Source organism: Vreelandella halophila, from assembly GCF_019903425.1.
GTDB lineage: Bacteria > Pseudomonadota > Gammaproteobacteria > Pseudomonadales > Oleiphilaceae > Halospina > Halospina halophila.
In genome coordinates, this window is the sequence record NZ_JACHUZ010000013.1 from 621,749 (window position 1) to 647,204 (window position 25,456).

At 64.2% G+C, this 25,456-nt stretch carries 26 protein-coding genes; 9 read left to right on the forward strand and 17 right to left on the reverse strand.

The window, feature by feature from the left end; translation table 11 throughout:
* Positions 1 to 66: 66 nt before the first annotated feature.
* Positions 67 to 636: a pesticin C-terminus-like muramidase gene (locus H4I92_RS07185; protein ID WP_077529961.1), complete on the forward strand. Its 570-nt coding sequence runs from the start codon at positions 67 to 69 to the stop codon at positions 634 to 636.
* Positions 629 to 1,294 carry a hypothetical protein gene (locus tag H4I92_RS07190; RefSeq protein ID WP_077529962.1) on the forward strand — a complete coding sequence of 222 codons (666 nt, stop codon included), beginning with the start codon at positions 629 to 631 and terminating at the stop codon, positions 1,292 to 1,294. Before H4I92_RS07185 ends, H4I92_RS07190 begins: the two co-directional genes overlap by 8 nt.
* A gap of 93 nt (positions 1,295 to 1,387) precedes the next feature.
* Here the strand turns inward: H4I92_RS07190 and H4I92_RS07195 are convergent, their stop codons facing one another.
* Positions 1,388 to 3,841 (reverse strand): acyl-CoA dehydrogenase, encoded by a 2,454-nt coding sequence (locus H4I92_RS07195; protein ID WP_077529963.1) that lies wholly within the window; start codon positions 3,839 to 3,841, stop codon positions 1,388 to 1,390.
* A gap of 239 nt (positions 3,842 to 4,080) precedes the next feature.
* Between H4I92_RS07195 and H4I92_RS07200 the strand changes: the two genes are divergently transcribed.
* Both H4I92_RS07200 and H4I92_RS07205 read left to right on the forward strand, forming a co-directional pair.
* Positions 4,081 to 4,491 carry a hypothetical protein gene (locus tag H4I92_RS07200; RefSeq protein ID WP_077529964.1) on the forward strand — a complete coding sequence of 137 codons (411 nt, stop codon included), beginning with the start codon at positions 4,081 to 4,083 and terminating at the stop codon, positions 4,489 to 4,491.
* Positions 4,492 to 4,593: 102 nt separating this feature from the next.
* Positions 4,594 to 5,013, forward strand: coding sequence for a YidH family protein (locus tag H4I92_RS07205; protein WP_077529965.1), 420 nt, complete (start codon positions 4,594 to 4,596; stop codon positions 5,011 to 5,013).
* Positions 5,014 to 5,059: 46 nt separating this feature from the next.
* Here the strand turns inward: H4I92_RS07205 and H4I92_RS07210 are convergent, their stop codons facing one another.
* The 3 genes from H4I92_RS07210 to rapA all read right to left on the reverse strand — a co-directional run bounded on the left by H4I92_RS07210 (position 5,060) and on the right by rapA (position 9,544).
* Positions 5,060 to 6,172, reverse strand: a complete 1,113-nt coding sequence (locus tag H4I92_RS07210; RefSeq protein WP_077529966.1) for an alkene reductase — start codon at positions 6,170 to 6,172, stop codon at positions 5,060 to 5,062.
* Between the two features lie 66 nt (positions 6,173 to 6,238).
* Positions 6,239 to 6,823 (reverse strand): TetR/AcrR family transcriptional regulator, encoded by a 585-nt coding sequence (locus tag H4I92_RS07215; protein WP_077529967.1) that lies wholly within the window; start codon positions 6,821 to 6,823, stop codon positions 6,239 to 6,241.
* A 63-nt stretch (positions 6,824 to 6,886) separates the two neighbouring features.
* Positions 6,887 to 9,544: an RNA polymerase-associated protein RapA gene (gene rapA / locus H4I92_RS07220; RefSeq protein WP_077529968.1), complete on the reverse strand. Its 2,658-nt coding sequence runs from the start codon at positions 9,542 to 9,544 to the stop codon at positions 6,887 to 6,889.
* A 156-nt stretch (positions 9,545 to 9,700) separates the two neighbouring features.
* Here rapA and H4I92_RS07225 point away from each other — a divergent pair, with 156 nt between their 5' ends.
* Positions 9,701 to 11,143, forward strand: coding sequence for a phospholipase D-like domain-containing protein (locus H4I92_RS07225; protein WP_077529969.1), 1,443 nt, complete (start codon positions 9,701 to 9,703; stop codon positions 11,141 to 11,143).
* A 102-nt stretch (positions 11,144 to 11,245) separates the two neighbouring features.
* On the forward strand, positions 11,246 to 11,716 hold the full coding sequence (locus H4I92_RS07230) for a Spy/CpxP family protein refolding chaperone (protein ID WP_077529970.1): 471 nt from the start codon (positions 11,246 to 11,248) through the stop codon (positions 11,714 to 11,716).
* Between the two features lie 63 nt (positions 11,717 to 11,779).
* On the opposite strand, the gene H4I92_RS07235 is transcribed toward H4I92_RS07230, so the two are convergent.
* Positions 11,780 to 12,247, reverse strand: a complete 468-nt coding sequence (locus H4I92_RS07235) for a flavodoxin family protein (RefSeq protein ID WP_077529971.1) — start codon at positions 12,245 to 12,247, stop codon at positions 11,780 to 11,782.
* A gap of 89 nt (positions 12,248 to 12,336) precedes the next feature.
* On the opposite strand from H4I92_RS07235, the gene hemH reads away from it, so the two are divergent.
* Positions 12,337 to 13,431, forward strand: a complete 1,095-nt coding sequence (gene hemH / locus H4I92_RS07240) for a ferrochelatase (RefSeq protein WP_077531692.1) — start codon at positions 12,337 to 12,339, stop codon at positions 13,429 to 13,431.
* 12 nt (positions 13,432 to 13,443) lie between these two features.
* Here hemH and H4I92_RS07245 read toward each other — a convergent pair whose 3' ends face one another.
* The 5 genes from H4I92_RS07245 to folE form a co-directional block, all read right to left on the reverse strand.
* Positions 13,444 to 15,393, reverse strand: coding sequence for a VacB/RNase II family 3'-5' exoribonuclease (locus H4I92_RS07245; protein ID WP_077529972.1), 1,950 nt, complete (start codon positions 15,391 to 15,393; stop codon positions 13,444 to 13,446).
* 29 nt (positions 15,394 to 15,422) lie between these two features.
* Positions 15,423 to 15,947, reverse strand: coding sequence for a DUF411 domain-containing protein (locus H4I92_RS07250; RefSeq protein WP_077529973.1), 525 nt, complete (start codon positions 15,945 to 15,947; stop codon positions 15,423 to 15,425).
* A 5-nt stretch (positions 15,948 to 15,952) separates the two neighbouring features.
* Complete coding sequence (locus H4I92_RS07255) at positions 15,953 to 17,539, reverse strand: putative bifunctional diguanylate cyclase/phosphodiesterase (protein WP_077529974.1); 1,587 nt, start codon at positions 17,537 to 17,539, stop codon at positions 15,953 to 15,955.
* 71 nt (positions 17,540 to 17,610) lie between these two features.
* Positions 17,611 to 17,985 (reverse strand): dihydroneopterin triphosphate 2'-epimerase, encoded by a 375-nt coding sequence (folX, locus tag H4I92_RS07260; protein WP_077529975.1) that lies wholly within the window; start codon positions 17,983 to 17,985, stop codon positions 17,611 to 17,613.
* A 16-nt stretch (positions 17,986 to 18,001) separates the two neighbouring features.
* Positions 18,002 to 18,568, reverse strand: coding sequence for a GTP cyclohydrolase I FolE (gene folE / locus H4I92_RS07265; RefSeq protein ID WP_077529976.1), 567 nt, complete (start codon positions 18,566 to 18,568; stop codon positions 18,002 to 18,004).
* 220 nt (positions 18,569 to 18,788) lie between these two features.
* Here folE and H4I92_RS07270 point away from each other — a divergent pair, with 220 nt between their 5' ends.
* On the forward strand, positions 18,789 to 19,718 hold the full coding sequence (locus H4I92_RS07270; RefSeq protein WP_077529977.1) for an alpha/beta fold hydrolase: 930 nt from the start codon (positions 18,789 to 18,791) through the stop codon (positions 19,716 to 19,718).
* Positions 19,719 to 19,726: 8 nt separating this feature from the next.
* On the forward strand, positions 19,727 to 20,809 hold the full coding sequence (locus H4I92_RS07275) for a patatin-like phospholipase domain-containing protein (RefSeq protein WP_218668165.1): 1,083 nt from the start codon (positions 19,727 to 19,729) through the stop codon (positions 20,807 to 20,809).
* A gap of 3 nt (positions 20,810 to 20,812) precedes the next feature.
* On the opposite strand, the gene H4I92_RS07280 is transcribed toward H4I92_RS07275, so the two are convergent.
* From H4I92_RS07280 to H4I92_RS07310, 7 genes are all read right to left on the reverse strand, one after another.
* Entirely contained in the window at positions 20,813 to 21,136 is a 324-nt protein-coding gene (locus H4I92_RS07280; RefSeq protein ID WP_077529979.1) for a chaperone modulator CbpM, read from the reverse strand.
* 2 nt (positions 21,137 to 21,138) lie between these two features.
* Positions 21,139 to 22,089 (reverse strand): DnaJ C-terminal domain-containing protein, encoded by a 951-nt coding sequence (locus H4I92_RS07285; RefSeq protein ID WP_077529980.1) that lies wholly within the window; start codon positions 22,087 to 22,089, stop codon positions 21,139 to 21,141.
* 73 nt (positions 22,090 to 22,162) lie between these two features.
* A complete protein-coding gene (locus H4I92_RS07290; protein ID WP_077529981.1) occupies positions 22,163 to 22,867 on the reverse strand; it encodes a PAS domain-containing protein in 705 nt (234 codons plus the stop codon).
* Positions 22,868 to 22,940: 73 nt separating this feature from the next.
* On the reverse strand, positions 22,941 to 23,747 hold the full coding sequence (locus H4I92_RS07295; RefSeq protein ID WP_077529982.1) for an iron chelate uptake ABC transporter family permease subunit: 807 nt from the start codon (positions 23,745 to 23,747) through the stop codon (positions 22,941 to 22,943).
* Positions 23,744 to 24,478 carry a zinc ABC transporter ATP-binding protein ZnuC gene (znuC, locus tag H4I92_RS07300; protein ID WP_077529983.1) on the reverse strand — a complete coding sequence of 245 codons (735 nt, stop codon included), beginning with the start codon at positions 24,476 to 24,478 and terminating at the stop codon, positions 23,744 to 23,746. Before znuC ends, H4I92_RS07295 begins: the two co-directional genes overlap by 4 nt.
* A complete protein-coding gene (locus tag H4I92_RS07305; protein ID WP_077529984.1) occupies positions 24,471 to 24,959 on the reverse strand; it encodes a Fur family transcriptional regulator in 489 nt (162 codons plus the stop codon). Before H4I92_RS07305 ends, znuC begins: the two co-directional genes overlap by 8 nt.
* Before the next feature lie 38 nt (positions 24,960 to 24,997).
* Positions 24,998 to 25,456 (reverse strand): chemotaxis protein CheW, encoded by a 459-nt coding sequence (locus H4I92_RS07310; protein ID WP_077529985.1) that lies wholly within the window; start codon positions 25,454 to 25,456, stop codon positions 24,998 to 25,000.

Sequence of the window (25,456 nt, forward strand, 5' to 3'; positions counted from 1 at the left end):
GCTTGACTGTTTAAAGCCGCTGGGGGCAATCTCCATGGAAAGCCCAATCACAGGGAGTTGTGAGGAATGCCCAACCGTATTAATTATGAGTTTCTCAGTCGTCTTGAAGGTGGAAGCAGGACCAGTGGGTACGCGCCAGTGCCCAAATCGAGCAAAAGCGGTGTGACCATCGCCACCGGCTTTGATCTGGGTCAGCGTGACGAGGATGGGCTGAGGCAACTTGAATTGGGTGAATCCCTGATCGCCACCCTGAAGCCGTATCTTGGGGTTAAAGGGGAAGCCGCAGCGGCTCTGATTCGAAATAACCCCCTGACGATTACCGATTCCCAAGCGGAGACCATTGACCAGGCAGTTAAGACGGAACACATCGGGAAGCTGAGAACCCGGTACCGTTCTGCTTCAGGCAATACCTCTGGTAAACCCTTCTTCGAGATTCCTGCCGAAGCCCAGACCGTCATCGCATCGGTGTCCTTCCAATACGGCGTCAATCTGAAGGTGGCGACCCCGAAATTCTGGAAGGCGGCGTCATCCCAGAATTGGCGACAGTCGGTTTCCATTCTGAGGAATTTTAGAGATGCCTATCCGACGCGGCGTAGAAAGGAAGCACGACTTTTGGAGAGGGTTCTCAATGAGTAATGCAGGACGCGGTATCCTTTGCGCACTAGCGTTTATTGCTGGATGCAGTCTGGCTGGCCAGGCCCCGCAAACGGAGCGCATCTTTAACGCCGAACTCAAGGAGGCGTCCCAGAACTACGAGCAAACACTGGAAAAGGAACGTTCACCGCTCACTTTCTCATCCGGTACCACGGTTGAGACATGCCGCGACTATCTTTCGCAATCCGATACGGATGCGCTGGCTGACGGTGTTGATAACCGGACCGTAGCCGGGGAGTACCTGGTATGCGATTCGGTTGCCGCGCTCCATCAGGGTAACGAAGCAGGTGGAATCCAGTACAGCCCCGAGTCCTACGGCAAGCAGCTTATGACTCGGTTGGATCTCAGGGGGATTCCCTCGTCCCTGGGGCCCAGAGTAACGGATGAGCAGACCACTCTGGCGGATGTTGCATCGGAAGGTGTGGATCATACCCGGTATGGCGTCGTCCTCGATTCGAAGAGCTGGCACTTCGCCCTGGAGGTTGTTGCATCACGAGACCTGAACGGCAACGGGCGGGCTGACTGGCTTTTATGGCTTGTGGATGAGGCGAAGGCTGGCAACTATCGTGATTACGAATTGCTGGTTGCCTATGACGTAGAGGGTTCAGGCCTGATCCAGGCTGAGCTCTTCAATCCTTAGGAAGACCTGAAATATCCCTGTTAACTGAGACAACCTGGACACAAAAAACCCCGGAGGGCGACCTGACCGGGGTTTTTAACGCTCTGGTGCCGGTTACAGCACGTTGTGCTTCACCAGCTTGCGCTTGTTGTGGGCGAGCCCGTCGAACGGGAAGTCGTCCACGCTCAGCATCTCCAGCACTTCCTCTTCGTACTGGCGCATAAACTTGGCGTCGTCTTCGGAGATCAGGCCGGCTTCCAGCCCTGCCTCGAACTTCTGCTCGGGGTGCAGGGCCTCGGCGGGCAGCTCGCCCTTGGCGTGTGCCTTGTCCAGTGTCTTGTAGAGCTTGTCCGCGCGCGGGTAGTCCGCCAGAAGCTGGTTGTAGTGGGCCAGCGGGTTGAAGACCTCGCCCTTCTGCTCAAGCGTGTTCCAGGTGTTGCTGGTGAGCTTGGTGCGCAGGGCGGAGTCCGTGCTGATCGCGCGGGCAATGGCCTGGGTGCGCTTGTCCGAGGGTGCCTTCCAGCGCCGACCCAGCGGCATGGTGATCCAGCGCAGGGCCACGGCAACCGCCCGGTTCGGGAGGTTGTCCAGCAGCTCGTCCAGCGCCTTCTCGGCCCGGTTCAGCAGGAACTCGCAGCTGTAGGCCATGAGTTCGCGTTCGCCTTCCACGGCCTGCCCTTCGTGCCAGTTCTTGAGCACCATGGAGGTCAGGTAGAGGTTGGAGAGCACGTCACCCAGCCGGGCCGAAAGCAGCTCACGCAGCTTGAGGTCCGAGCCCAGGGTACTCATGGCCGCGTCCGAGGCCAGCCCGAAGGCGGCGCTGAAGCGGTTCACCGCGCGGGCGTAGGGCGCCGCTGCGTTGTCGAAGGGCACATCGCCGCGGCCGATGCCGATCGCCTGTGTGAAGGCCCGGGCGGCATTGCCGAAGACCAGCGCGGCATGGTTGAAGAAGGCGTCATCGAAGGCATCGATGTCGTCGTTGTCCTTGGCCGCCAGCTCATCCAGCACATAGGGGTGGCAGCGGATCGCACCCTGGCCGAAGATCATCAGGCTGCGGGTCATGATGTTCGCGCCTTCCACCGTGATGGAGACGGCCGAGCCGGCGAAGGACAGCCCCAGGTAGTTGCGCGGCCCCAGGGTCACGGTCTTGCCACCGTGCACGTCCATGGCGTCGGTCAGGATGTCGCGCTGGTACTCGGTCATCTGGCTCTTGAGGATGGCCGAGGGCACCGCCGGCTTTTCGCCGTTGTCGATCATGTTGGCGGTCTGCATCACCGCGGACTGGGCGATGTAGGCCCGCCCGGCGATGCGCGCCAGGGGCTCCTGAACGCCCTCCATGTCCGCCACCGGGGTGTTGAACTGGCGGCGGATGCGGGTGAAGCCGCCGGCCAGGCCCACGGCGTAGCGGCCACTGCCGCTGGCGCCGGAGGGCAGGGTGATGCAACGGCCCACGGAGAGGCACTCCACCAGCATGCGCCAGCCCTGGCCGGCCATGTCCGGTCCGCCGATCAGGTAGTCCAGCGGAATGAACACGTCCTTGCCTTTGATGGGCCCGTTCATGAAGGGGCTGCCAACGGGCGCGTGGCGGCGGCCTATTTCCATGCCCTCGGTGTCCCGCGGGATCAGGGCGCAGGTGATGCCCAGATCCTTCTGTTCGCCCAGCAGGTTGTCCGGGTCGAACATGCGGAAGGCCAGGCCCACCACGGTGGCGATGGGGGCCAGGGTAATCCAGCGCTTCTCGAAGTTCAGGCGCAGGCCCACCACTTCCTGGCCGTCGATCTCCTGCTTGCAGACGATGCCGGTGTCCGGCAGCGAGGTGGCATCCGATCCGGCGCGCGGGCCGGTCAGGCCGAAGCAGGGAATCTCGCGGCCGTCGGCGAGACGGGGCAGATAGTAGTTCTTCTGTTCCTCGGTGCCGTATTTGAGCAGAAGCTCGCCGGGGCCGAGCGAGTTGGGCACGCCCACGGTGGTCATCAGCGACTCGTTCACCGAAAGTTTCTGCAGCACCGCGGACTGGGCGCGGGCGGAGAGGCCGAGGCCGCCGTACTCCTTCGGAATGATCATGCCGAAGAAACGTTCCTTCTTGAGGTAGTCCCAGACCTCCTTGGGCAGGTCCGCCCGCTCGAAGCCGATGTCCCAGGCGTTGCACATGCTGGCCGCCACGGCGCACTGGTTGTCCACGAACGTCTGCTCCTCCTGGGAGAGGCCGGTGTTGCGGTTGGTCAGGAGGCGGTGCCAGTCGGGGCGGCCGGTGAAGAGCTCGCCATCCCAGCCAACGGTACCGGCGTCCAGGGCCTGTTTTTCAGTTTCAGAGACCTTGGGGGCGACCTTCTTGAACATGGCGAAGGCGCGAGGGGTGAGCCACTGCCGGCGCAGGCCCGGAAGCCCGGCCAGGGCGGTGATGCCGGCGCCGATGAACAGCAGCAGGCTGAACCAGCCGGTGTGCATGAACAGGCCGATGATGCCGACCACGACCATGACCGTGATGGCTGCCACCGCGCCGGACTCGCGCCGCAGCACGAACAGCAGCCCGGCGAGCGCGAGCAGAACAACAATAAGGAGATCCATAGCGTTTCCCTGTGTTGGCCTTGGAATTGGATTGTTCGGCTGTATACGATACCAGCAATGAGACGGATTGTATCGCCGGTGGACCCTCAGGGGGCAAGGTCTGTGCGGCAATCGGGCCAGCCCGGAACGCCATCCCCGGTTACAAATCACAACCCGGCCTACCGCTGTTCGGGGTTTACCTCTGATCAAAAGTTGTCCAGCATGGAAGAGAATCAATCCACCTGAACAGGGTGAAAGGCATGATTGAAGGTATGAACCCGCAGGCAGCCAACCTGGCCCGTGATACCGGCACCCAGTCGGCCCAAGGGCGTGGCGGCCAGTCAGGCGTCGGGCCTGATGCCGAAGCCCGGCAGAACACCGCTGGCAACGGGGATGCCCGGCCCGCGCAGGACGTGAGCGTCCAGATTTCCCAGCAGGGGCTGGAATCCGCCGGCGCTAACAGTGGTGAGGCCGTACCGGATGCCTCCGCGACGGACACCAACACTGCGGCGACACTTGCCAGTGGTGACCTTGGCAATGCCAGCGAGGTGGGTGGCAGTGCCAGCAGCCGCGCTGAAGCCACCAACAGTCCGGATGGCGGTTCTGTTGCCGGCAATCAGTCCGTCAGTGCGAACGACCAGCTTGGCACCAACATCGATGTGGAGGCCTGAGGGCCTCCCCAATCCGCTCTACCCTTTCCGGCTTTTAGGACAATGACCTCTTTGCGGTATGGTTGGGTCTTAACCTGATCGATCACCCAAGGAGTCCGCGTCATGTCCAGATCACCACTGCAGGTGCTTGAGGACCCGGAGCTGAGCGACTGGCAGCATGCCATGCTGTTCCAGAACGTTGAGCGTACCCGCCTTTCCAACGAACGCAATTTCCTCAACTGGGTGCGTACCAGCCTGGCGCTGATCACGCTTGGTTTCATTGTTCAGCGCTTCGGAATGATGGTTCGCGGTGATGAGGCGGCCGTAGCCGTGTCCTCGCTGGTTACCTTCTGGGTGCCGATTCTGTTCTTCGTGTTGGGCGCGCTTATGGTGGCGCTGGGGACCTGGGAATTCTTCCGGGTGCGCAAGGAGATCAGTCAGGGCCGCTGGTACGGCCTCGCCTGGCTGCGGGATGCCCTCATCGTCGTGACCCTGGTTTTCATGCTGATCGTGTTGCTGATCTTCGTGGTGGGGAACCTCTAGGAAGGAAGGTCCTGAAACCGGGGCCTAGACGGCCCCGGGAAGGGTGTTACCGGCTTTCCTCAAGCCTCGGGTAGTCGGTATAACCGTGCTCATCCCCGCCGTAGAAGGTGCTGTGGTCCCACTCGTTGAGTGGTGCATCTTTCCGGAAGCGTTCCACCAGGTCCGGGTTGGCGATGATGGGACGGCCGAAGGAGGCCAGGTCGCAACGTCCGTTATTGATGCGCTCGTTGGCCTCATCCTGGCTGTAGGCGCCGTTGCCGATGTAGGTCCCGTTGAACTCTTCGCGGATCGCGTCGATAACGGATTCCGGGCGACCGTTTTCGTGGTTGCCCTGGAAGGAGTCCTCGACCACCTCGATGTAGGCAAGCCCTGCTTCCTGTACCTTGCGCGCCAGGGCCCGGAAGGTGCTGTGGGGATCTGCGTCGAACATGCTGTTGAAGCTGCCGGTGGGGCTGACCCGGATGCCGATGCGCGACGCGGGCCAGACCTGCTTCACGGCTTCAACCACCATCATCGGAAAGCGCAGGCGGTTCTCCACGGAGCCACCGTAGTCGTCCGTGCGATGGTTGCTGCCGGACTTGATGAACTGGTCCAGAAGGTAGCCGTTGGCGGCGTGGATCTCGACACCGTCGAAGCCGGCCTCGCGGGCGTTTTCAGCTCCCTTGCGGAACTGCTCCACGACGTCCGGCAGCTCCTCGACTTCCAGCGCCCGCGGTGTCGGAATGTCGACCATGCCGGACTCGGCACTGATGAAGACCTGGGAGCCTTCCGGCTGGATGGCGGAAGGCGCCACCGGGAGTCCGCCACCGGGCTGGAGTGCCGGATGGGAGATGCGGCCCACGTGCCAGAGCTGCGCGTGCATGCGGCCGCCGGCGGCGTGGACTGCGTCCGTCACCTTGCGCCAGCCGGCCACCTGCTCCGGGGTGTAGATGCCCGGCGTGTAGGCGTAACCCTGGCCCTGCTGGGAAACCTGGGTCGCCTCGCTGATGATCAGTCCGGTGCTGGCGCGCTGCGCGTAGTAGCGCGCGTTCATGTCGCTGGGTACGTCACCCGGCTGGCTGGCCCGTGCCCGGGTCAGGGGCGCCATGACGACGCGGTTGGGCAGTTCAAGATCCCCCAGCGTAAAGGGTTCAAGAAGGGGGTTGGTGGTATCACTCATGCGTCTGACTCCCAATTATGGATTGCAAGTAATTAGACTAGTCTACTAGTCATCCCTCAAAAAAACTCAGGCTTCCAGAACCCGTGTGAACAGCAACTCCTGAAAGTACTGCAGGGGCGTCGTGGAACGGGTCAGCTTGGACCGGAGCAGGGCCCCCTGCCAGCCGGAGAGCAACAGTGATGCGGCTGCGTCAGGATCGACCGTCGGAGTGACTTCGCCCCGTTCCTGCCCTTCGATGATGCAATCCCGAAAGCGCCGTTCCCAGTCCGCAAAAACCCGGTTGAGTCGTTCCCGGAAGGTGTCGTTCTGTGCCGCCAGTTCCTGACCGAGATTGCCGATCAGGCACCCCTTCGAGAAGTCGTTGGCGACAATGTCGCTGGTGGCTTCGTCGAAATAGCGCCGGATCCGTTCCAGCGGGGTACGGCTCCTATCGCCTACCGTCGCGTCCAGTCGTTCCTCATAGCTGGCCGCGTAGGACTCGATGACTGCCAGGCCAAACTCGTTCTTACTCTTGAAGTAGTAGTAGAACGACCCCTTGGGCACAGCAGCCTCATCCAGCACCGTGTTGATGCCGGTTGCCCGGAAACCATTGCGTAGGATCAGCTCCGCGCCGGTCTGGATGATGTGCTCTCGGGTCCCATTCTGAGTCATAGAGGAGATATTAGACTAGTCTCCTATAAAAGGTCAAGCTGGCGTCCGGCTGACCCCGAAGGGTCAGGTAGTCAGTACGACCCGCAACCCTTCCAGCTCCACCGTGGCCCGCTCGATGGCCGCCACGCCCTGGTCACGCTGCTGTTCCAGTGCCTGGATCTCGTTGTCCTTCAGCTCATCGCTCGTGGCCTGCAGGTTGCGAAGGGCCTCGATCTCGGCGTTGTAGTGGGCTTCCAGCTCCTGTCGGGCGTTGGCGATGGTTTCGGGCAGCCCTTCCTGGGTTCGGGTCCTGAGAGAGGGCAGCAGTGCCTCGATGTTGTCGCGCAGCTGCGGCAGGATCTGGTGGGCATCCTTGCGCTTGATTCGGCCCCCGATGGCGCTGAGCTTGTCGTGGTCCAGCATCTCGCTCAGGTCGCGGCCGTCGCCGGTCAGCAGCAGCCGGCCCGGCGCCAGGGGCAGGAAGCGGCCCACGGGAACACTGGCGGGCGCGGCGGTGCTGATGCGGTGGATGGCCTCCAGCATCAGGGTGCCGGCGGGCACGCTCTTGAGCTCGAGCGTGATCAGCGCGGCATTACCGAGCTCGGAATCCAGCACCATCGACATGCCCTCGCGCACCAGGGGATGTTCCCAGCTGGCGAAGGCCAGGTCTTCCCGGGCCAGCGCGGTGTCCCGGTTGAGTGCCAGGCTCAGGCCCTCGTCCGGCAGGTGCGGGAACTGGTCGATCTTCATGTGGTCCGTGGGGCGGACGATCCAGTGGGCGTCGCTTTCGGCCTCGTAGTGGATGCCGTACTGGTCGAACAGGCGGGCCAGGTAGGCCGAACGGGCTTCGGGCTCGTCCGCTTCCTCGATCTCGGCGATCCGTGCCTCGGCGCTTTCCTTTTCATCCCGTGTCAGGGTCGCGAAGGTGGCCTGTTCGTCCGCCAGTTCCTTTTCGAGGCGGTCCCGGGCCTCGCCGGTGGCTGCCAGGAGGGCGTCCGGGGCCTGTTCCGGGTGCGCCAGCGCTTCCTCCAGTTCGCCCGCAACGGCCTGCTGAACCGCAACCCCGGTGGGGCAGTATGCGGCCAGTGCGTTCAGGCCCTCGTGGTACCAGCGGAACAGTACCTCCTGGGCGGAGCCGGTGATGTAGGGCACGTGCAGGTGGATACGCTCCCCCTGACCAATACGGTCCAGCCGGCCGATACGCTGCTCCAGCAGGTCGGGGTTGGCGGGCAGGTCGAACAGCACCAGCCGGTGGGCAAACTGGAAGTTGCGCCCCTCGCCGCCGATCTCGGAGCAGATCAGCGCCTGGGCGCCCTGTTCCTCGTCCGCGAACCAGGCGGCGGCGCGGTCACGCTCGATGATGCTCAGCCCTTCATGGAAGGCGGCACTGCGGATGCCGGCACGCAGCTGCAGGTAATGCTCAAGGGTCTCGGCGGTCTGGGCGTGGCCGCACAGCACCAGCACCTTCTCCGACTTGTATGCCTTGAGGGTCCGCTCCAGCCAGCTCACGCGGGGATCCTGGTCGAGCCAGGTGTCGCCGTCCAAAGCGGTTTCCGGGAACAGGCCCGCATGGTCGCTGAAAGGGACGGCGGCGCGATAGCTGTCATCCGCCTCCAGCGGCTCGGGTTCCACCACCCGTTCGGGGAAGCCACCCACGTCCGCCCGGGTGTGACGGAAGAGTAGGCGGTGCTGTTCCGGCAGGCCACCGTGGGCTCGGACTTCCTCCTGGAAGGCGGGGAAGTTATTGAAGCGGGCCGGGTCGATCAGCCGCAGTCGCGCGAAGTGGCTGTCCAGGCCCACCTGCTCAGGCGTGGCGGTGAGCAGAAGCACACCGGGGATGGCGCCGGCCAGCTGTTCCACCGCCCGGTAACCGGCGTCAGCGCCCTCGGGGGACCAGTGCAGGTGATGCGCCTCGTCGACCACGAGCAGGTCCCAGTCGGCGCCGACGGCCTGTTCCAGTGTGGCCTCGTCCCCGCTGAGCAGGGACAGTGGCGCGAGTACGAACTGTTCGCTCTCGAACGGATTGCCCTCGCTTTCCGCTTTAAGGCGTTCCTGGTCGAAGAGCGCGAAATGCAGGTTGAAGCGCCGGCGCATCTCCACGAACCACTGGGTCAGCAGGGCATCGGGCACCAGGACCAGGATGCGCCGGGCCTGGCCGGTGAGGACCTGGCGGTGCAGGACCAGCCCGGCCTCGATGGTCTTGCCCAGGCCGGCCTCGTCCGCCAGCAGTACCCGGGGATGGGGCCGGCGTGCGGTCTGGTCGGCAATAGCGATCTGGTGGGGCAGCAGCCGGGTGCGCGTACCCAACAGCCCGCGCACGGGCGATGCTTGGAGCTGTGCCTGGTGCTGGAGTGTGGCGTAGCGCAGTTCGAAGTCGCCGTTGCGGTCGAACTGGCCGCAGAACAGGCGCTGCTCCGGGTGCACGAAGCGCGCATGGGGGCTCAGCATGACCTCGGTCAGGGTGACTGGTTCGCCGGCCTCGTCCTCGCACTCGTAGGTGAACAGGCCCTCGGAGTCCTCCACTTCGCACACGGTGAGCGGGCGTTCGTGGCGGTCCCTGAGGGTCTCGCCCACGCGGTAGCGCACCCGGGCGAGCGGGGCGTTTTCCATGGCGTAGGTGCGTTCTTCCTCGGCGGCGGGAAAGGCAATGGTGACGCGGCGGCCGCTGACGTCGGTGATCAGGCCAAGGCCGAGATCGGATTCGGTCTGGCTGACCCAGCGCTGGCCCACTGTGAAGGTCATGGAGGCTCCGGACTGGCTGTTTCGGGAGCGCAAACGTAGCGGCTGTGTCGTCTTATTGCAATGCGTGATTGGCCGGTTGCGCCGGGCCCGGCTAGAATGCCGGCAACAGTCCCCTGCAGGAGTGGCACGTGGCGGCCAGCAACACGGAGACCCGAGATGGTTGAAGCGGACAGCGGCATCCTGGCTGCCCTGTTCGCGGTGTTCTATGTTGGCCTGGCCATCGCAGCCTCCGGGCACGCCATTCTCAACAAGCAGGACAGCCGCGCGGCGGTGGCCTGGGTGGGCGTCATCTGGCTGGCGCCGCTGATGGGCTCGATCCTCTACCTGATGTTCGGTATCAACCGCATCCGGCGCCGGGCGGCCGAGCTGCGTGGGGAGATGCCGCGGGTGGATCAGGGGTCGGCGGTGCGTGCCTATGCTCCCGAGGATATGGGCCGGGAGTTGCCCAGGGAGATGCAGGCCCTGGCGCGCCTGGCCGACCGGGTCTCGCGCCAGCCGCTTCTGACCGGCAACCGCCTGACGCCGCTGAGCAACGGCGACGAGGCCTATCCCCGCATGCTCGAGGCCATTGCCGGGGCCCGCCAGAGCATCACCCTGAGCACCTACATCTTCAGCAATGACGCCGTGGGTCGGGATTTCGCCCGGAGCCTGGGGCAGGCCGTGCGCCGGGGCGTGAGCGTACGGGTGCTGGTGGACGCGGTGGGGCTGCGCTATTCCGTGCCCTCGATCATCCGCCATCTGCGTCGGGAGCGCGTGCCCTACGCGCGCTTCATGCCCACACGCACCCCCCTGGCCATGCCTTTCATGAACCTGCGCAACCACCGCAAGATGTTGGTGGTTGATGGCCTGCTGGGCTTCAGCGGCGGCATGAACATCGCCGCCGGCAACTGCGTGGAGAGCCAGCCCCGTCACCCCATCCGGGATATGCACTTTGCCGTTGAAGGGCCGGTGGTGTCGGAGCTCCAGACAGTGTTCGCCGAGGACTGGGCCTTTTCCTGCCGCGAGCAGCTCAACGGCGAACGCTGGTTCCCCAAGCCCTATGCCCCGGGCACCACGCTCAGCCGTGTGATTCCGGATGGACCGGACGAGAACCTGGACTGCCTGCGCCAGGTGATCGTGGGCGCCCTCTCAGTGGCACGGCGTCATGTGCGGATCATGACGCCGTATTTCCTGCCTGACGCCACCGTCCAGGATGCTCTGAAGACCGCCGCCCTGCGTGGGGTAACCGTGGATGTGGTGCTGCCACTGCGGAACAACCTGCCCATGGTCGACTGGGCCTGTCGTGGCCAACTCGAAGGGCTGCTCCAGTGGGGCGTCCGGGTCTGGTACAGCCCCGGCGAGTTTGATCACAGCAAGCTGTTCACCGTGGACGGGCGCTGGTGCATGGTGGGCTCGGCCAACTGGGACCCGCGCAGCCTTCGGCTGAACTTTGAATGCAACCTGGAATGCTACGATCCGCGCCTCGCCCGCTCGCTGGAACGGATGGTTGATCAGGTGCGGGCGCGTGCCGAGCCCCTTGAGCTGGCTGATTTGCGCAACGCCCGGCTGCCGGTGCGTCTGCGCAATGGCATTGCGAGGCTGATGTCGCCCTATCTGTAAAAGTGTTAATGAATTCGTGGCCTTTGGGCGTGAAACACCCCCTTGAGTCGCGTTATGCTCGCGGGCTCATACATCATTAACACCACAACCGGAGTGTTCCCTATGAAGACCTTCCGACTCCTCGCCGCCGGCCTCGCCATGCTTATGGCCTTTACCGCCGGCGCCCAGCAGATGGGTCAGCAGGGTGGCGACCAGGTAGACCAGCTGGCGCGCATGGTTGATCTTACCGACGAACAGCAGGAAGAGATCCGCGGCATCCTGGACGAGATGCAGGGCGACATCCAGGACACGCAGAAGCAGATCCAGCAGCTTCAGCAGAAGCTGGACGGTCGTGTCGGCCCGGATTATGACGAGGAAGCCATCCGCGAGGATGCCGAGAAGCTGGGTAATCTCACCGGTGAGATGACGGCGGAAAGCATCCTGCTCCAGTCCCGCGTGGAAGCGGTGTTCACCGAAGAACAGCGCAAGGAGCTGGAGAAGCAGATGCAGAAGCAGCGCCAGCAGATGCAGCGCATGCAGCAGCAGATGCAGCAGCGCAGCCAGGGTCAGGGCAGCGGCCAGGGTCAGCAGTAAAACAACCTGCTCGCCCCTGAGTGGCGATTCGCCCGGCCGGGAAAGTGGCCGGGCGGATGGCCTTCAGAACATGCCCGCATCCAGGCCCGCGGCCAGGTAAAGACCCAACTCCTCGCACTGGGTGATGAATTCCTCCCGGAATTCGCCGTGGCACAGCAGTGGCTCCTGAACCGCCCGCCAGCGGAGCCCGGTGGTAATCGTCTCGATGGCTTTCAGCGTTCCCGTACCGTCCTTGCCCGCCCGCACAAAGCTGGCGAACGGCAGGGCCTGAGTCTCTTCCAGGCAGGGATAATAGATCCGATCAAAAAAATCTTTTAGCGCACCGCTCATAGTTCCGAGATTCTCGGTGGTGCCCAGAATGATCGCATCTGCCCCGAGAACGTCTTCCGGGCCGGCTTCCAGTGGGGGTATGTGCCGTGCGTCGACGTTTTCGATATCCTCATGGTGTGCGCCCCGGAGAACCGCCTCCGCCATGCGGGACGTATTGGGTGAGGGTGTATGGGCAACGATCAGAAGCTGCCTGGCAGTCATTGAGTCACCTTCTGCAGGGAACCAGTTTTCATGGTGGTGCGTATGAAACGCAAGTCAATCCATTCCAGCCCAACGGGGAATCCAACCGTATGAAATACCGTGGCATGAGCGAGCATTTCACCCACGACCAGCCGGCCAGGGTGGGCGTGCTCATCACCAACCTGGGCACGCCGGATGAGCCCACAACACCGGCACTGCGCCGCTATCTGGACCAGTTTCTCTCCGACCCCCGCGTGATCGAGCTGCCGCGCCTTCTCTGGTGGCTGATCCTGCACGGCATTGTGCTTCGGACCCGCCCAAAAAAATCCGCCGAGGGCTATCGCAGCGTCTGGAGCGAGGAGGGCTCGCCGCTGCTGGTCCACACCAAGGGCCAGAGCGAGGGGGTCAAGCAGCGCCTGCAGTTCCGCTACGGGCAGAACATCGAGGTGGCCTACGCCATGCGTTACGGTAACCCCTCGATTGCCTCCGCGATTGATGACCTGCAGCGCCGTGGCGTGCGTCAGCTTCTGGTGCTTCCCATGTACCCGCAGTACGCCGCCTCCACCACCGGCTCCACATTCGATGCGCTGGCACAGGACTTCCAGCAGCGGCGCTGGCTGCCGGATCTGCGCTTCATCAGCCATTACCACGACTTTGAGCCCTACATCGAGGCGGTGGCGCGCAAGATCGAGCGTTATTGGGAAGAGAATGGCCGGCCGGACATGCTGGTGCTGTCCTACCATGGAGTGCCCAAACGCTACCTGCTCAACGGCGACCCCTATCACTGCGAATGCCACAAGACCACGCGGCTGCTGACCAGGCGCCTGGGGCTGCGCGAAGGTGAGTACATGACCACATTCCAGTCCCGTTTCGGCAACGAGGAGTGGCTCCAGCCCTATACGGACGAAACCATGAAGTCATTGCCCGGCCAGGGCGTGAAGCGGGTCCATGTGGTCTGCCCCGGCTTTTCGTCGGATTGCCTGGAGACCATCGAGGAGATCGATGAGGAGAATCGCGAGTACTTCATGGAAGCCGGAGGCGAGGACTTCCACTACATTCCGGCGCTGAACTCGGACGAGGATCACATCGATATGATCACTACCCTGGTGGAGAAGCACCTTCAGGGATGGACCCTTCCCGAGAACAATCCGGACGAGCTGGCGGCCAGCCGCGAGCGCGCCGAGGCGCTCGGGGCCGACCAGTAGGGTCGGCCGGAATCAGGCGTCGACCAGATCGAAGCGGATCTGGCGGCGCTCCTCATCCACTTCCTTGAACCGAACCGTCACCACCTGATCCAGCCTGAAACGGCGCTGGTCGCTGGCGATGGTATGGGTGACCGGGTCGAAGCTGAACTTCTCGGGCAGGTCACGTGCGGCTACAAAGCCCACCAGGCCGGTTTCATCCAGCTTCACCTGGAAGCCTCCGGCGTTCACCTGGACGATGGTGCCTTGATGCGCCTCGTCGCCCAGGCTGGGCGCAAACTGGCACTTGAGGCTGTGCTCCATCTCGTTGACCGCCTGGCGCAGCTGCCACTGGGATTCCTGCAGGGCCTTGAGCACGGATTCATCCCAGTCGGGTTTGCCGGCAAGGCCCAGGTGATGGCGGATCAGCCGGTGCACGAAGTAGTCGCTGTATTTGCGCAGCGGTGAGGTCATGGTGGTGTAGAGAGACAGCCCCATGCCCTGGTGGGGCGCCGCTTGGGTAGCCATTTCGGCGCGTTCCAGCTGGCGCATGACAATGGCCTTCACCGGAAGATCCGTATCCAGCGCCGAGGCCCGACGTACCAGGCTGGTGAAGCCTTCCGCCGTGGTGGGGTCTATGTCCAGCAGCTCCGGGCAGTGCTGTTCCAGAAGCTGGCGGATGTTGTCCGCCTTCCCCTCGCGCACGCCGGCGTGGGTGATGAAGAGCCCATCCCCGCTGCGCTGTTGCAGGAAGTCCGCCGCACAGCGGTTGGCGGCGATCATGCATTCCTCGATCAGTCGGTGCGCGCTGGTCTGGTAGCGCTTCTCGATGCTGCGGATCTTGCGGTTCTCATCCAGTCGGATGCGGTAATCCGGTCGTTCCTCGTTGACCAGGGCGTTGGTTTCGCGCCATTGCCGCAGGGCTTCGCCCACGGATTTGAGCTGGTTCAGGCTTTCCAGGGTGGTATCGTCCAGCGCCTGGATCTCCTCGTCGGTCCGGCCCTCAAACAGGGCCTCCACGCTTTCATAGGCCAGCTTGGCGCGGGAGCGGATGGTGGCGGCGCGCAGCTGGTAATCGCCCATGTTGCCTTCGGCGTCCAGCTGCAGGTCACAGACCAGGGCCAGCCGGTCCCTGCCCGCCATGAGCGAGCCCAGGTCCTGGCTGATGGCCGAGGGCAGCATGGCCCTGGGCTGGCCGGGGAAGTAGGCGGAACTGGCGCGCAGCCGCGCTTCCTGCTCCGTGGCGCCGTCCTCCGGCAGTAGTGCCGCCGGGTCCGCAATGGCGATGCACAGGCGCCAGCCGGCCCCGGGAAGGGCCTGGGCCATAACGGCGTCGTCCATGTCCTGGGTGCTGGGGGCGTCGATGGTCACAAAGGGCAGATCCGTCAGGTCCTCGCGCCCGGAGGTGGCCTGCTCAATGGCCGACTCCGAGAGGGTGGCGACCTCTTCGTTCACCGCCTCGGGCCATTCGTCGCGCAGCTGGTACTTGGCCATGGCGTAGCCACGCTCGATGCCCGGGTCCGACTCGTTGCCGATGACACTCAGCACCTCGGCCTGGGCATTGCCGCTGCTGAAGGGGTGGCGTGTGACCCGGGCGTGGACGAAGTCGCCGTGCTTCGCCTGGTTGCGCTGTTTCGGGGGCACGAAGAACCACCGGCTGAGGCCGTTGATGTCCGGTGCCACAAAGTGGCCCTTGCCCCGGACCACGTACTGGCCAATGAAGGTATCCAGAACCCGCTCGTCGACGGTCTCAAGCTCTCCTGCCTGCTTGCCGCCGTTGCCCTGGGTGATCTGGATCTGGACCCGGTCGCCCAGCAGTACCTTCTGGGCTTCATCCTTTGGCAGATAGATGTCGCGGCCGTCATCCAGGGTGACGAAACCGAAGCGTCCGGTGACGCGCTTGATAGTGCCGGCAAACAGCTCCTTGTCGGACTGGATGTCGGAACGGAGCTGCTGGAGCTGGTTCAGGGCGTCGCTGTTCAGCATTGAGAGAATAACCTGTCAGTAGTGCGGAGTCAGAGGCTGGTCTGGGCGGGGTAGTGTTCAAAGACTTCCTGATCACCGTTGTCCCGGAAAAGAATCACATCGAAGGCGTCTCGGCCACGGCCTTCCATTTCCATGCCCGGTGAGCCTACCGGCATACGCGGCACACTCAGGCCGGCGGCCTCGGGCTGTTCCCGCAGAAGGCGCTTCACGTCGGAGGCGGGAACGTGGCCCTCGATGAGGTAGCCGCCGATGAAGGCGGTGTGGCAGCTGGCGAGTGACCGTGGCAGCCCGGCTTCCTGCTTGACGCGGTTGATGTTGCTGACTTCCCGCTTTTCAGCCTGGAATCCAGCCTCGCGCATGTGCTCGATCCAGTCGCCACAGCAGCCGCAGGTGGGGGAGGCGAAGACGGTGAGCGTCTGCTCCGGAGCGACACTTTCCTGCGCCTTCTCCGCTGTGGCGGTTTCCCCTCCGTTGCCGGAAACCAGTTGGGTGGCGCCAAGGGCAACAGCGGCGATGGCGGCCAGGCTCAGTACGGTGATGATCAGACGGCGCATGATGGTCAGGAGTACTCTGTTGTATTGGATCGGTTGAAGCTGATCTGTTTCACCAGCTCATCCGGGGCCAGGGGCGGGCTGATCCGTTCACCCTGGGCAAAATCGCACCGGTGTGCGTTGACGAACGTCAGGTGCGCATCGGTATCGACACCCGTTGCGGTGACCTGCATGCCCAGATTGTGGGCCAGGTGGATGATCGCCCTGACGATCACACTGTCATTATGCCGGCTGGTGACGCGCCGTACAAAGCCCGGCTCGATTTTGAGCTGATGCACGGGGAAGTCCCTGACCCAGGCGAGAGAGGCGGTGCCCCGCCCGAAGCCGTCGATGCTGATGGGCAGGCCGAGCTCACTCAGCGCCCGCAGCTGCTGTTCCCGCTGGTGGCCGTTGCTGGCCAGGCTGGCTTCTGCAAGCTCCAGTTCCAGGGCTTCCGGGGCGATCTCACAGCGTCTCAGGGATCCCGCGATGTGTTCCACCAGGCCGCTGTCCTCCAGCTCCGGGCCGTACAGGTTAACGGCTATCGTCAGGTGCTGCGCTCCGCTCTGGCGCCAGCGTCGCAGCTGGTCGCAGACCAGCGTGATCGTGTGGCGGGTGATGGCAGGCGTCAATCCGGTTTCCAGTGCCGCCTCCATAAAGGATTCGGGCCCCAGGTCCCCGCGTTCCGGATGCTCCCAGTTCAGCGTGGCCTCCGCCGAGACCCACTGCCCGGTGGCCAGATCCTGCTGTGGCTGATAGAGCAGATGGAAGCGCTTCTGCTCCAGGGCGTCATGCAGTCCCCAGTGCAGCTCCATCCGTTCCCGGATCCGTTCGTGCAGGCGTTCGTTGTAGAACTGGTAACGGGTGCCGGAAAGCTCCGCCGCCTGGTTGAGAGCCGCTTCGGCGCTGGCGATCAGGGACTGGGCATCCCCGACATGATCCGGAAAGAGCGCCACGCCGATGGAGGCGGAGAGGTAGCGGTCCTCGTCGTCCATGGGTATGGGGCGGTGGAAGAGTGCCCGGATGCGATCCATAAGGTGGATGAGTGATTCCAGCTCCGGCAGCGGATAACAGCGCAGGTAGAAGTCATCGCTGCTGGCCCGGCAGAACAGGTGGTTGCTGTCCTCCAGGGTGCGCAGCCGCTCGGCCACCGCCATCAGCAGCTGGTCGCCGTAATCGTGGCCCATGGCATTGTTGAGCGTCTGGAAGCCGTCCAGGTCGATCGCGATGACTGCGATCTTCTCTCCTGACTGGCGTGCGCGCTGGACCGCGTAATCCAGATCCTCCATGAAGAAGTGGCGGTTGGCGAGGCCTGTCAGCGGGTCATTGCTGGCAATGCGTTCGAGGTCGGCCACGACGCTCACCCGCCGGTCGGTTTCCTGACGCAGGGCGGCGCGGGTTTTTTCCAGCAGCTGGTGGCGGCGTTGCAGGCCCCGTCCCAGTGCCAGCGCCAGGGTGGCAAGGGTCCCGCAGGTGAGGATCAGCGTTGGCCAGAATTGCCCTGCGCGCCACGACAGTACGGTTCCAGCAGCGACCAGCGACAGGGCAGTAAGCCATGCCAGGGCGAGCAGAATCGGCGGTCGGGTATCAGCACTGAACAGCGAACGCAGTGGCATTGCGGTTGGGCCTCAGGGCCGGAAGCGGTGGTTCCTCAGTGTAGGCAACTGTGCACAAATGTCCACGGCTGCTATGAGCGCTGGCGGGAGGCTCCCAGTGTAACGGATACCGAGTCCGAGAAGCGCAGGGCATGAGGCTTGTCGATTTCCACCTCCGCCTCCAGAACCGCTTCGGGCGCCATGGCCAGATCCAGGACTTCACGGGTCATCCGTTCCAGCAGCGAGAAGCGGTTGCCCTCCACATGGGCAATGATGTTCTTGGTAATGGTGCGGTAGTTCAACGCCGCCTCGATGTCGTTGTTACGGATGGCCTGGTCGGCGTCATACAGCAGCCGGATGTTGATCACCACGTCCTGGCGGTTGTTGATCTCATCTTCCTTGATGCCGACGTAGGTGCGCAGGCGGAGATCCTTGATGCGGATGGTGGCGGTGCGTGCGTCGATCATGGCGGCCCCGTGGTGGTCAGCTGCGTTTGAGCAGGGTCAGGAATTCCATGCGCGTGGCCTGGGATTCACGGAAGGTGCCCAGCATCACCGAGGTCTTCATGGTGGAGTTCTGCTTTTCCACGCCGCGCATCATCATGCACATGTGATGGGCCTCGATGACCACCGCCACGCCCTTGGCACCAGTGACCTCCTGGATTGCTTCGGCGATCTGGCGCGTGAGCGATTCCTGGATCTGCAGGCGGCGGGCGAACATGTCCACGATGCGGGCGCATTTGGACAGCCCCAGTACCCGCCCGTTGGGCAGGTAGGCAAGGTGGCACTTGCCCACAAAGGGCAGAAGGTGGTGTTCGCACAGGGAATAGAGTTCAATGTCCTGTACCGCCACCATCTCGTCATTGGACGATTCAAAGATGGCGCCATTGACGATGGAATCCAGGTCCTGATGATAGCCGTGGGTCAGGAATTCCATGGCCCTGGCGGCGCGTTCGGGGGTCTCGGCGAGGCCCTCGCGTTCCGGATCCTCACCCAGGCGGCGGATGATGTCCCGGTAGTCCGCTGCCAGCCCCTCGGTGTTGTGCTCCATGGTGTACTCCCGGGTTCAACCCATCGTTGATCAGCGATCCATTATGCCGTTAGCGCGAATCCCATCATAGAAAGGCTCAATGGAAGACGGCCGACGGATTATCTCTTTTTCTCAGTTTACGACGCAATGAAGCCACTGGATGAGTGTTGCAGGTTGCACATTGCGATAGACTCAGCCGCCGGAAGACAGAACCATCACATAACAGACAGGGAGAGGCGTGATGCACCGGAATACAGACGATCTTCCCCCCGGCGGTCGGGTCGAGGGGGAGTCCCATGGACTGCAACGCTGGCAGGAGGCCGGGTGCTGGTTCATGTACGGCGAACATGCCGTGTTCAGCCGTATTGGCGGTCGGGGTGACCCCCTGCTGCTGATTCACGGCTTTCCCACGGCCTCCTGGGACTGGCACCGGTTGTGGCCGGCGCTGAGTGAGCATTACCGGCTGCTGGCTCCGGACATGCTGGGGTTCGGGTTCTCGGATAAGCCCCAGGACCACGACTATTCCATCATCGAGCAGGCGGACCTGATCCAGGGCTGGCTGGAGCAGATGGGCGAGGAACGGGTGCACGTCCTCGCTCACGACTATGGGGCGACCGTGACCCAGGAGCTTCTGGCCCGTGAGCGCGAGGGCAGCCTCGGATTCCGCATAGAGAGTATCGCCCTGATGAATGCGGCGCTATTCCCGGAGGTACACCAGCCCCTCCTCATCCAGAAGCTGCTTCTGGGGCCGCTGGGTGGGCTTGTGAGCCGGGCACTGACGCGGCGGGTGTTCGAGAACAGCCTGGGGCGTATCTTCGGTGCGGCCACCCAGCCCACGGCACGGGACATTGAGGATTTCTGGCAGCTGCTGATCCACAACAACGGGCGCGGGGTCATCCATCGCATCATCCACTACATGGAGGAGCGCCGGGTCCACCGGCACCGCTGGGTGGGAGCGCTCCAGGCCATGGAACAGCCAGCGCAGCTGATCTGGGGCGGCGCGGACCCTGTCTCCGGGCAGGCCATGCTCCAGCGTTACCGGGAGCTGGTGAGTGACCGCGGGATTGCACTGCTGGACGACATTGGTCACTATCCGCATTTCGAGGCGCCCGCGGAAACGCTGCAGCACTACCTGGCCTTCCGTCGTCGTATTGCACTGGGTAATGACTGACCACACTGATGATCGACTCCACACCACCGCTGAGCATCCATGCCGGCGACCGCGCCCTGGCACGTATCCGTGAACGCGGACTCCAGCCGGGGGACGTAGGCACCATGCCCGGCGCGGCGGGTGGCCCCAAGGCACTGGGGCTGCTGGGGCTGGACCGGGTGCTATTCGGCGACTGGCTGGAACGGGCGCCGCGTGAGCGCGCGCTCATCGGCTCCTCCATCGGCAGCTGGCGTTTTGCCTGTGCCTGCACGCCGGAGCCGGTGGCGGCGCTGGAGCGGCTCGGGGAACTCTACACCACCCAGCGTTTCCCCAGGGGCATAACCCCGGCGCAGGTCTCCGAGCAGTGCCGGGATATGCTCCAGGCGCTGCTGGGCGGGCATGAGGCTGCCATCCTTGAGCAGCAGCGCTATCGGCTGAACGTGATGGTGGCGCGCTCAAAGGGGCTGGTGGCCTCGGACCGCAAACCGTTGCTGATGGCTGGCCTGGCGCCGGTGGTGATGGCCAATGCCATTCACCGGCCCTGGATCCGGCTGGGATTTGAGCGGATCGTGATGCACGATGAGCGTGCGAAGCCCCCTCTGGAGGCGTTCAGCGACTTCCCGGGGCGCCATGAGGGCCTGAACGCGGGCAACCTGCAGGCTGCGCTGCTGGCCTCGGCCTCGATTCCCTTCGTGATGAATGCGGTGACGTCCATTCCTGGTGTGGCGGGCCGCGCCTTCCGGGACGGCGGCCTGACCGACTACCATCTGGACCTGCCCTACGCCGGGGACGATCTCGTCCTCTACCCGCACTTTACCCAGCGGATCGTGCCGGGCTGGTTCGACAAGAGCCTCCCCTGGCGCAACGGCGACCCCGAGCGCCTGCGCAACCTGGTTCTGATCGCGCCCACACAGTCGTATCTGGAGCGGCTGCCGGACGGCAAACTGCCGGACCGGCGGGATTTCCCGGCCTACCGGGACGATGACGAAACGCGCGAGGCTAACTGGCGCCGGGCCATGGCCGAGAGCCAGCGGCTGGGTGACTACTTTCTGGAGCTGGTGGACAACGACCGCGTGGCCCAGGTGGCGCGGCCGCTGTCCGAGCTGGGCTGAGGTTCAGTCACGCCTGCGATCCTGCTCCATGTCCTCAACCCGCCGGCGCAGCTCGCGGACTTCCTCGAGCAGGTCCAGTGACAGGGCCACACCGGGCAGGTTGACCTCGAGATCCCGCCGCAGCCGTTCCGCCTTCTTGACCCTAACCAGGTCTTCACCGGCAAAGACCCATTCCCGCGGGCTCCGGCCCTCGCGTGGCTGTACCACGCCGAACTCCACCAGCTCGATCACGTACTCGGCGTTGACCTGGCAGTCATGGCAGAGATCGCGCAGTGTCAGCCGCACCAGTTCGTCCATCATCTCGGCTTGGGGCGTTCTGCTGCTCATGTTCAGACTCCCAGGTGTTCACGTGGGTTGAACGGCACTTCCTCGCTGAGCTCGCGGAAGAGTTCGCGGCTGCGCTCCGTCTGTTTCGGTGGCATGGCGACCTGCAGCACCACGTACTGATCACCCGGGGTCTTGCCGGGCATGCCCTTGCCACGCAGGCGCAGCTTCTGGCCTTCGCGCGCGCCTTCCGGAACGGTGAGCGTGGCCCGGCCGCCCATGGTGGGCACCGTGATGCGACCGCCCAGCGCTGCCTCCCAGGGGGTCACGGGGACGGTCACATACAGATCACCGCCTTCCAGCCGGAAGTGTGGATGGGGCGCGATCTGGATGTCCAGGTAAAGATCCCCATCCGGACCGTTGCCGATACCGGGCCCGCCCTGGCCGCGCAGGCGTATGGTCTGGCCGTCGCGTACGCCGGCGGGCACCTTCACTTTCAGCGTGCGCTCACGTCGCTGGACGCGGCCGTCCGGCCCGGGCTCCGGCTGCTGCAGGCGCAGGGATTTCTCACAGCCGTTGTAGGCCTCCTCCAGGAACAGCGACAGCTGATGGTGGAGGTCCTCGCCGCGCATGGCGAAGCCTTGGCCACGCTGCTGCCGGAAGCCGCCGCCGGCGCCGCCGAAGATGGATTCGAAGAAGTCGCTGAAGTCCATGCTGTCCGCACCGGTGAACCCGCCGCGCGAGAAGCTGGCGCCGGACTCCCAGTCAGGCGGTGGATCGAAACCACCGTCCGCCGTCTGCCCGTACTTGCGCAGCTGGTCGTACTCGGCCCGTTTCTCGTCGTCCTTCAGGACTTCATAGGCTTCGCTCACGTCCTTGAAGTGGTCCTCGGCGTCCGCCTCCTTGCTCACGTCCGGATGGTACTTGCGCGCGAGTTTGCGGTACGCGGACTTGATCTCGGACTTGGAGGCGTCCTCGTCCACGCCCAGTATTTTGTAGTAATCCTTGAATTCCATTGGCGGACCTCTGTTCAGAATCTGGCGCCGTATTCAGGTTATCTCTGCATACAGAGGTGGTGGCGAATCGCCGCTATTCAATGGGGCCCCGTGGTGAGGCGATCACACGGAAGCCCTGGCAGTGGGACAGTGCGTCCACGATGGCGCAGATGCGCAGGTGGACGGACAGGGTGCTGCCCCCGGGCTCCGTGAGCCAGGTGTCGAGGCTGGTGTGGCGGGCCTCGCGGCGACTGGTCTCCAAGGCCTCATCAAGGCGGTGGTGTTCGGATCCCGGAAGGAGGATGGAAAAGCGCTCACCTGCAAGGTTGGACGGGGTATGCCCCAACCAGGTTTCCACTTGGGGCGAGACGTAACCAATGGCATGGGCATCGTCCAGCTCCAGGGCAATACCGGTGCCCAGGCGGATGAAGTCGCGTGTGCGCTGCTCACTGTCCGAAAGCGCCCGGCTCATCACTTCCTTTTCGAGACGCTTGTTATCCAGCGCGCGGCTGTCGCGCTGACGCAGGCGCTCCAGTCGCACCTCACGGCGGATCATGAGCCGGTGGGCGCGAACGATCTGCCAGGTAGCCAGGGCCAGGCCAACACTCAGAAGGATACCGCACAGCAGCAGGAGGCCGGGGAAGACCGGGTCTTCTCCGGTGGTGGCGGCGTGGGTCAGTGCCTGGCGGGTCTCGGACCAAAGCAGCAGGCTCAGCGCCAGCCCCACACCCAGCACGATCGGGGGCAGTGCACGGTACCAGCCCGGCTGATCGGTATCGGGTACGCTTTCCGGTTCCATCGTCCTGGCTCCCGCGCTGTCTGCCTTGCTTCACTGTAGCGCAGTGCTGTGCGCAGACCAAGCGGTGGGTGTCTCAGGCTGGCGAGCGCGCCCGCGCAAGCCAGAGCAGCAGGAAGAAACCGAAAGCCGAGACCACCACCGACGGGCCGGCCGGGGTGTCCATGTGCCAGGACAGGGTCATGCCCGCCACCACCGACCCCATGCCCAGCAGCGAGGCGATCACCGCCATGCGCTCGGGGGTGGCGGCCAGCGGCCGGGCAGCCGCCGCGGGAATGATCAGCAGCGCGGTGATCAGCAGAACGCCCACGATCTTCATGGCGGTGGCGATCACCAGCGACAGCATCAGCATCAGCGCCAGTCGCAGCAGACCGGTTCGGTGGCCTTCCACCGCCGCCAGCTCATCGTGGATGGTGATCATCAGCAGGCCGCGCCAGAGCCAGACGGTGAGCGCGAGGATGAGGGCGCCGCCCAGGGCGATCCAGAGCAGGTCCCGCTGGTTGATGGCCAGCAGATCACCGAACAGGTAACCGGTCAGGTCGATACTGAAATCCTGCATCATGCCCAGCACCACGAGCCCGATGGCCAGCGAGCTGTGGGAGAGGATGCCCAGAAGGGTGTCACTGGCCAGCGATTGCTGACGCGAGAGCAGCATCAGCACCACCGCCAGCAGGATGCACACCAACGCGATGCTCAGGTTGAGGTTGGCCTGGAAGGCGGTGCCCAGGGCGATTCCCAGCAGGGCGGAGTGCGCCAGCGTGTCTCCGAAATAGGCCATGCGCCGCCAGACCACAAAGCATCCCAGTGGGCCCGCCACCAGCGCGACCATCAGGCCGCCGGCCATGGCGCGCCAGAAGAAGTCGTTCAGGATCAGGTCGATCATGGCACGGTGTCTCCGTGCACGTCGTGGCTGTGGTTATGGTGGTGATGGTAGACCGCCAGGGTATTGGCCAGGTGTTCGCCGAACAACTGAGTGAAAGCCGGGTCCCGGGAGATCTGTTCCGGCTGGCCACGGCAGCAGATGTGGCCGTTCAGGCAAAGCACCGTATCCGTCGACGCCATGACCACGTGCAGATCGTGGGAGACGGTCAGCACCGCGCAGTTGAGTTCATCGCGCAGGGATTGGATCAGCTCGTAGAGCGCCGACTGGCCGTTGACGTCCAGCCCCTGGGCCGGCTCGTCCAGCACCAGAAGCTGGGGGCGGCGCAGGATGGCGCGGGCGAGCAGCACGCGCTGGAACTCGCCACCGGACAGGTAATGGACGGATTCATTCGCCAGATGGGCCACACCGGTGCGGGCCAGGGCCGCCTCAATGGCGCTGTTGTCGCCGCCGGCAAGCCCGAGGAAGCGCCCCACCGTCAGCGGCAGGGTAGGCTGGAGGGTCATGCGCTGGGGCACGTAGCCCACCCGGGTACCGGCGCGCTGGCGGACATGGCCGGAGCTGGGCTTCTCGATGCCAAGGATGAGCTTGATCAGGCTGGTCTTGCCCGCGCCATTGGGGCCGATGACGGTGACGATATCGCCTTCGCTCATGCTGAAGGTCAGGTCGTGCAGAACGTGTGTCTCGCCATAGCGCAGGCCGGCGTCCTCCAGTGATACCACGGGCTCAGTCATCGTCGCCCTCCTCACGGCAGGCCGGGCAGAGCCCGGTCACCTCGGCCACTGTCTCCTCATTCAGGAAGCCGTGGCTCCGGGCCTCACTGTCGATGGCCTTCTGTATGCCGGACGCCTCAATCTCCAGCACGTTATGGCACTGGCGGCAGATCAGGAAGCAGCCGGTATGGCGGTGGTCGGGCTGGTTACAGCCCACGAACGCATTGAGCGAGGCGATGCGGTGAACCAGGCCCATCTGCAACAGGAAGTCCAGGGTCCGGTAGACGGTGGGCGGTGCCGAGCGGCGGCCTTCGCCGTTGAGGATATCGAGGATGTCGTAGGCCCCGAGGGGGCGGTGGGACTGCCACACCAGCTCCAGCACCTGTTCCCGCAGCCGTGTGAGGCGTGCGCCTTTCTCGGCACAGATGCGCCGGGCGTCGGTGAGGGCCTGGCTGACGCAGGCCTGATGGTCATGGGAGCGGTAGGGTAGCGGATGAGTCATACGTTACAGGGTAACATTGGCCCCACAGAGACGGAACCTCAGCCGGCGGCGCGCTGGGCCAGGTCCTCAAGCACCGCCATGTCCGGAATCACGCAGTGCTCTCCCTCGAAGATGACCGTCATCAGCGTTGCGTCGCCGTCGGCGTCCGGTTCCCGGCGCAGTTCCTCGGGGCTGACCTTGGCCTGTCTTGGGATGCCGCGGGTGGCCATGGCCATGAAGGGCATGGCCTCGTGGCGCTCGGTGATGGTGTTGAGCACCAGAATACGCCCGCGCCGGCCCTCGGGGGGGAAGGGATCACCGCCGTTGGCCGCTTCCCAGGACAGCACCGGCAGATTCACGCCCCGCCATTGGAGCCGGCCAAGCACCCATTCCTGATCCTCGTCCGCCGGGTCGGGCTCGTAGTCAACGATTTCGGCAATGGAAACGTTGGGCAGAAGCAAGGTGGTGTCCTGGACCGGGATCAGCACGCAGGACAGTTGTTCGGGGTTCTCCGCCAT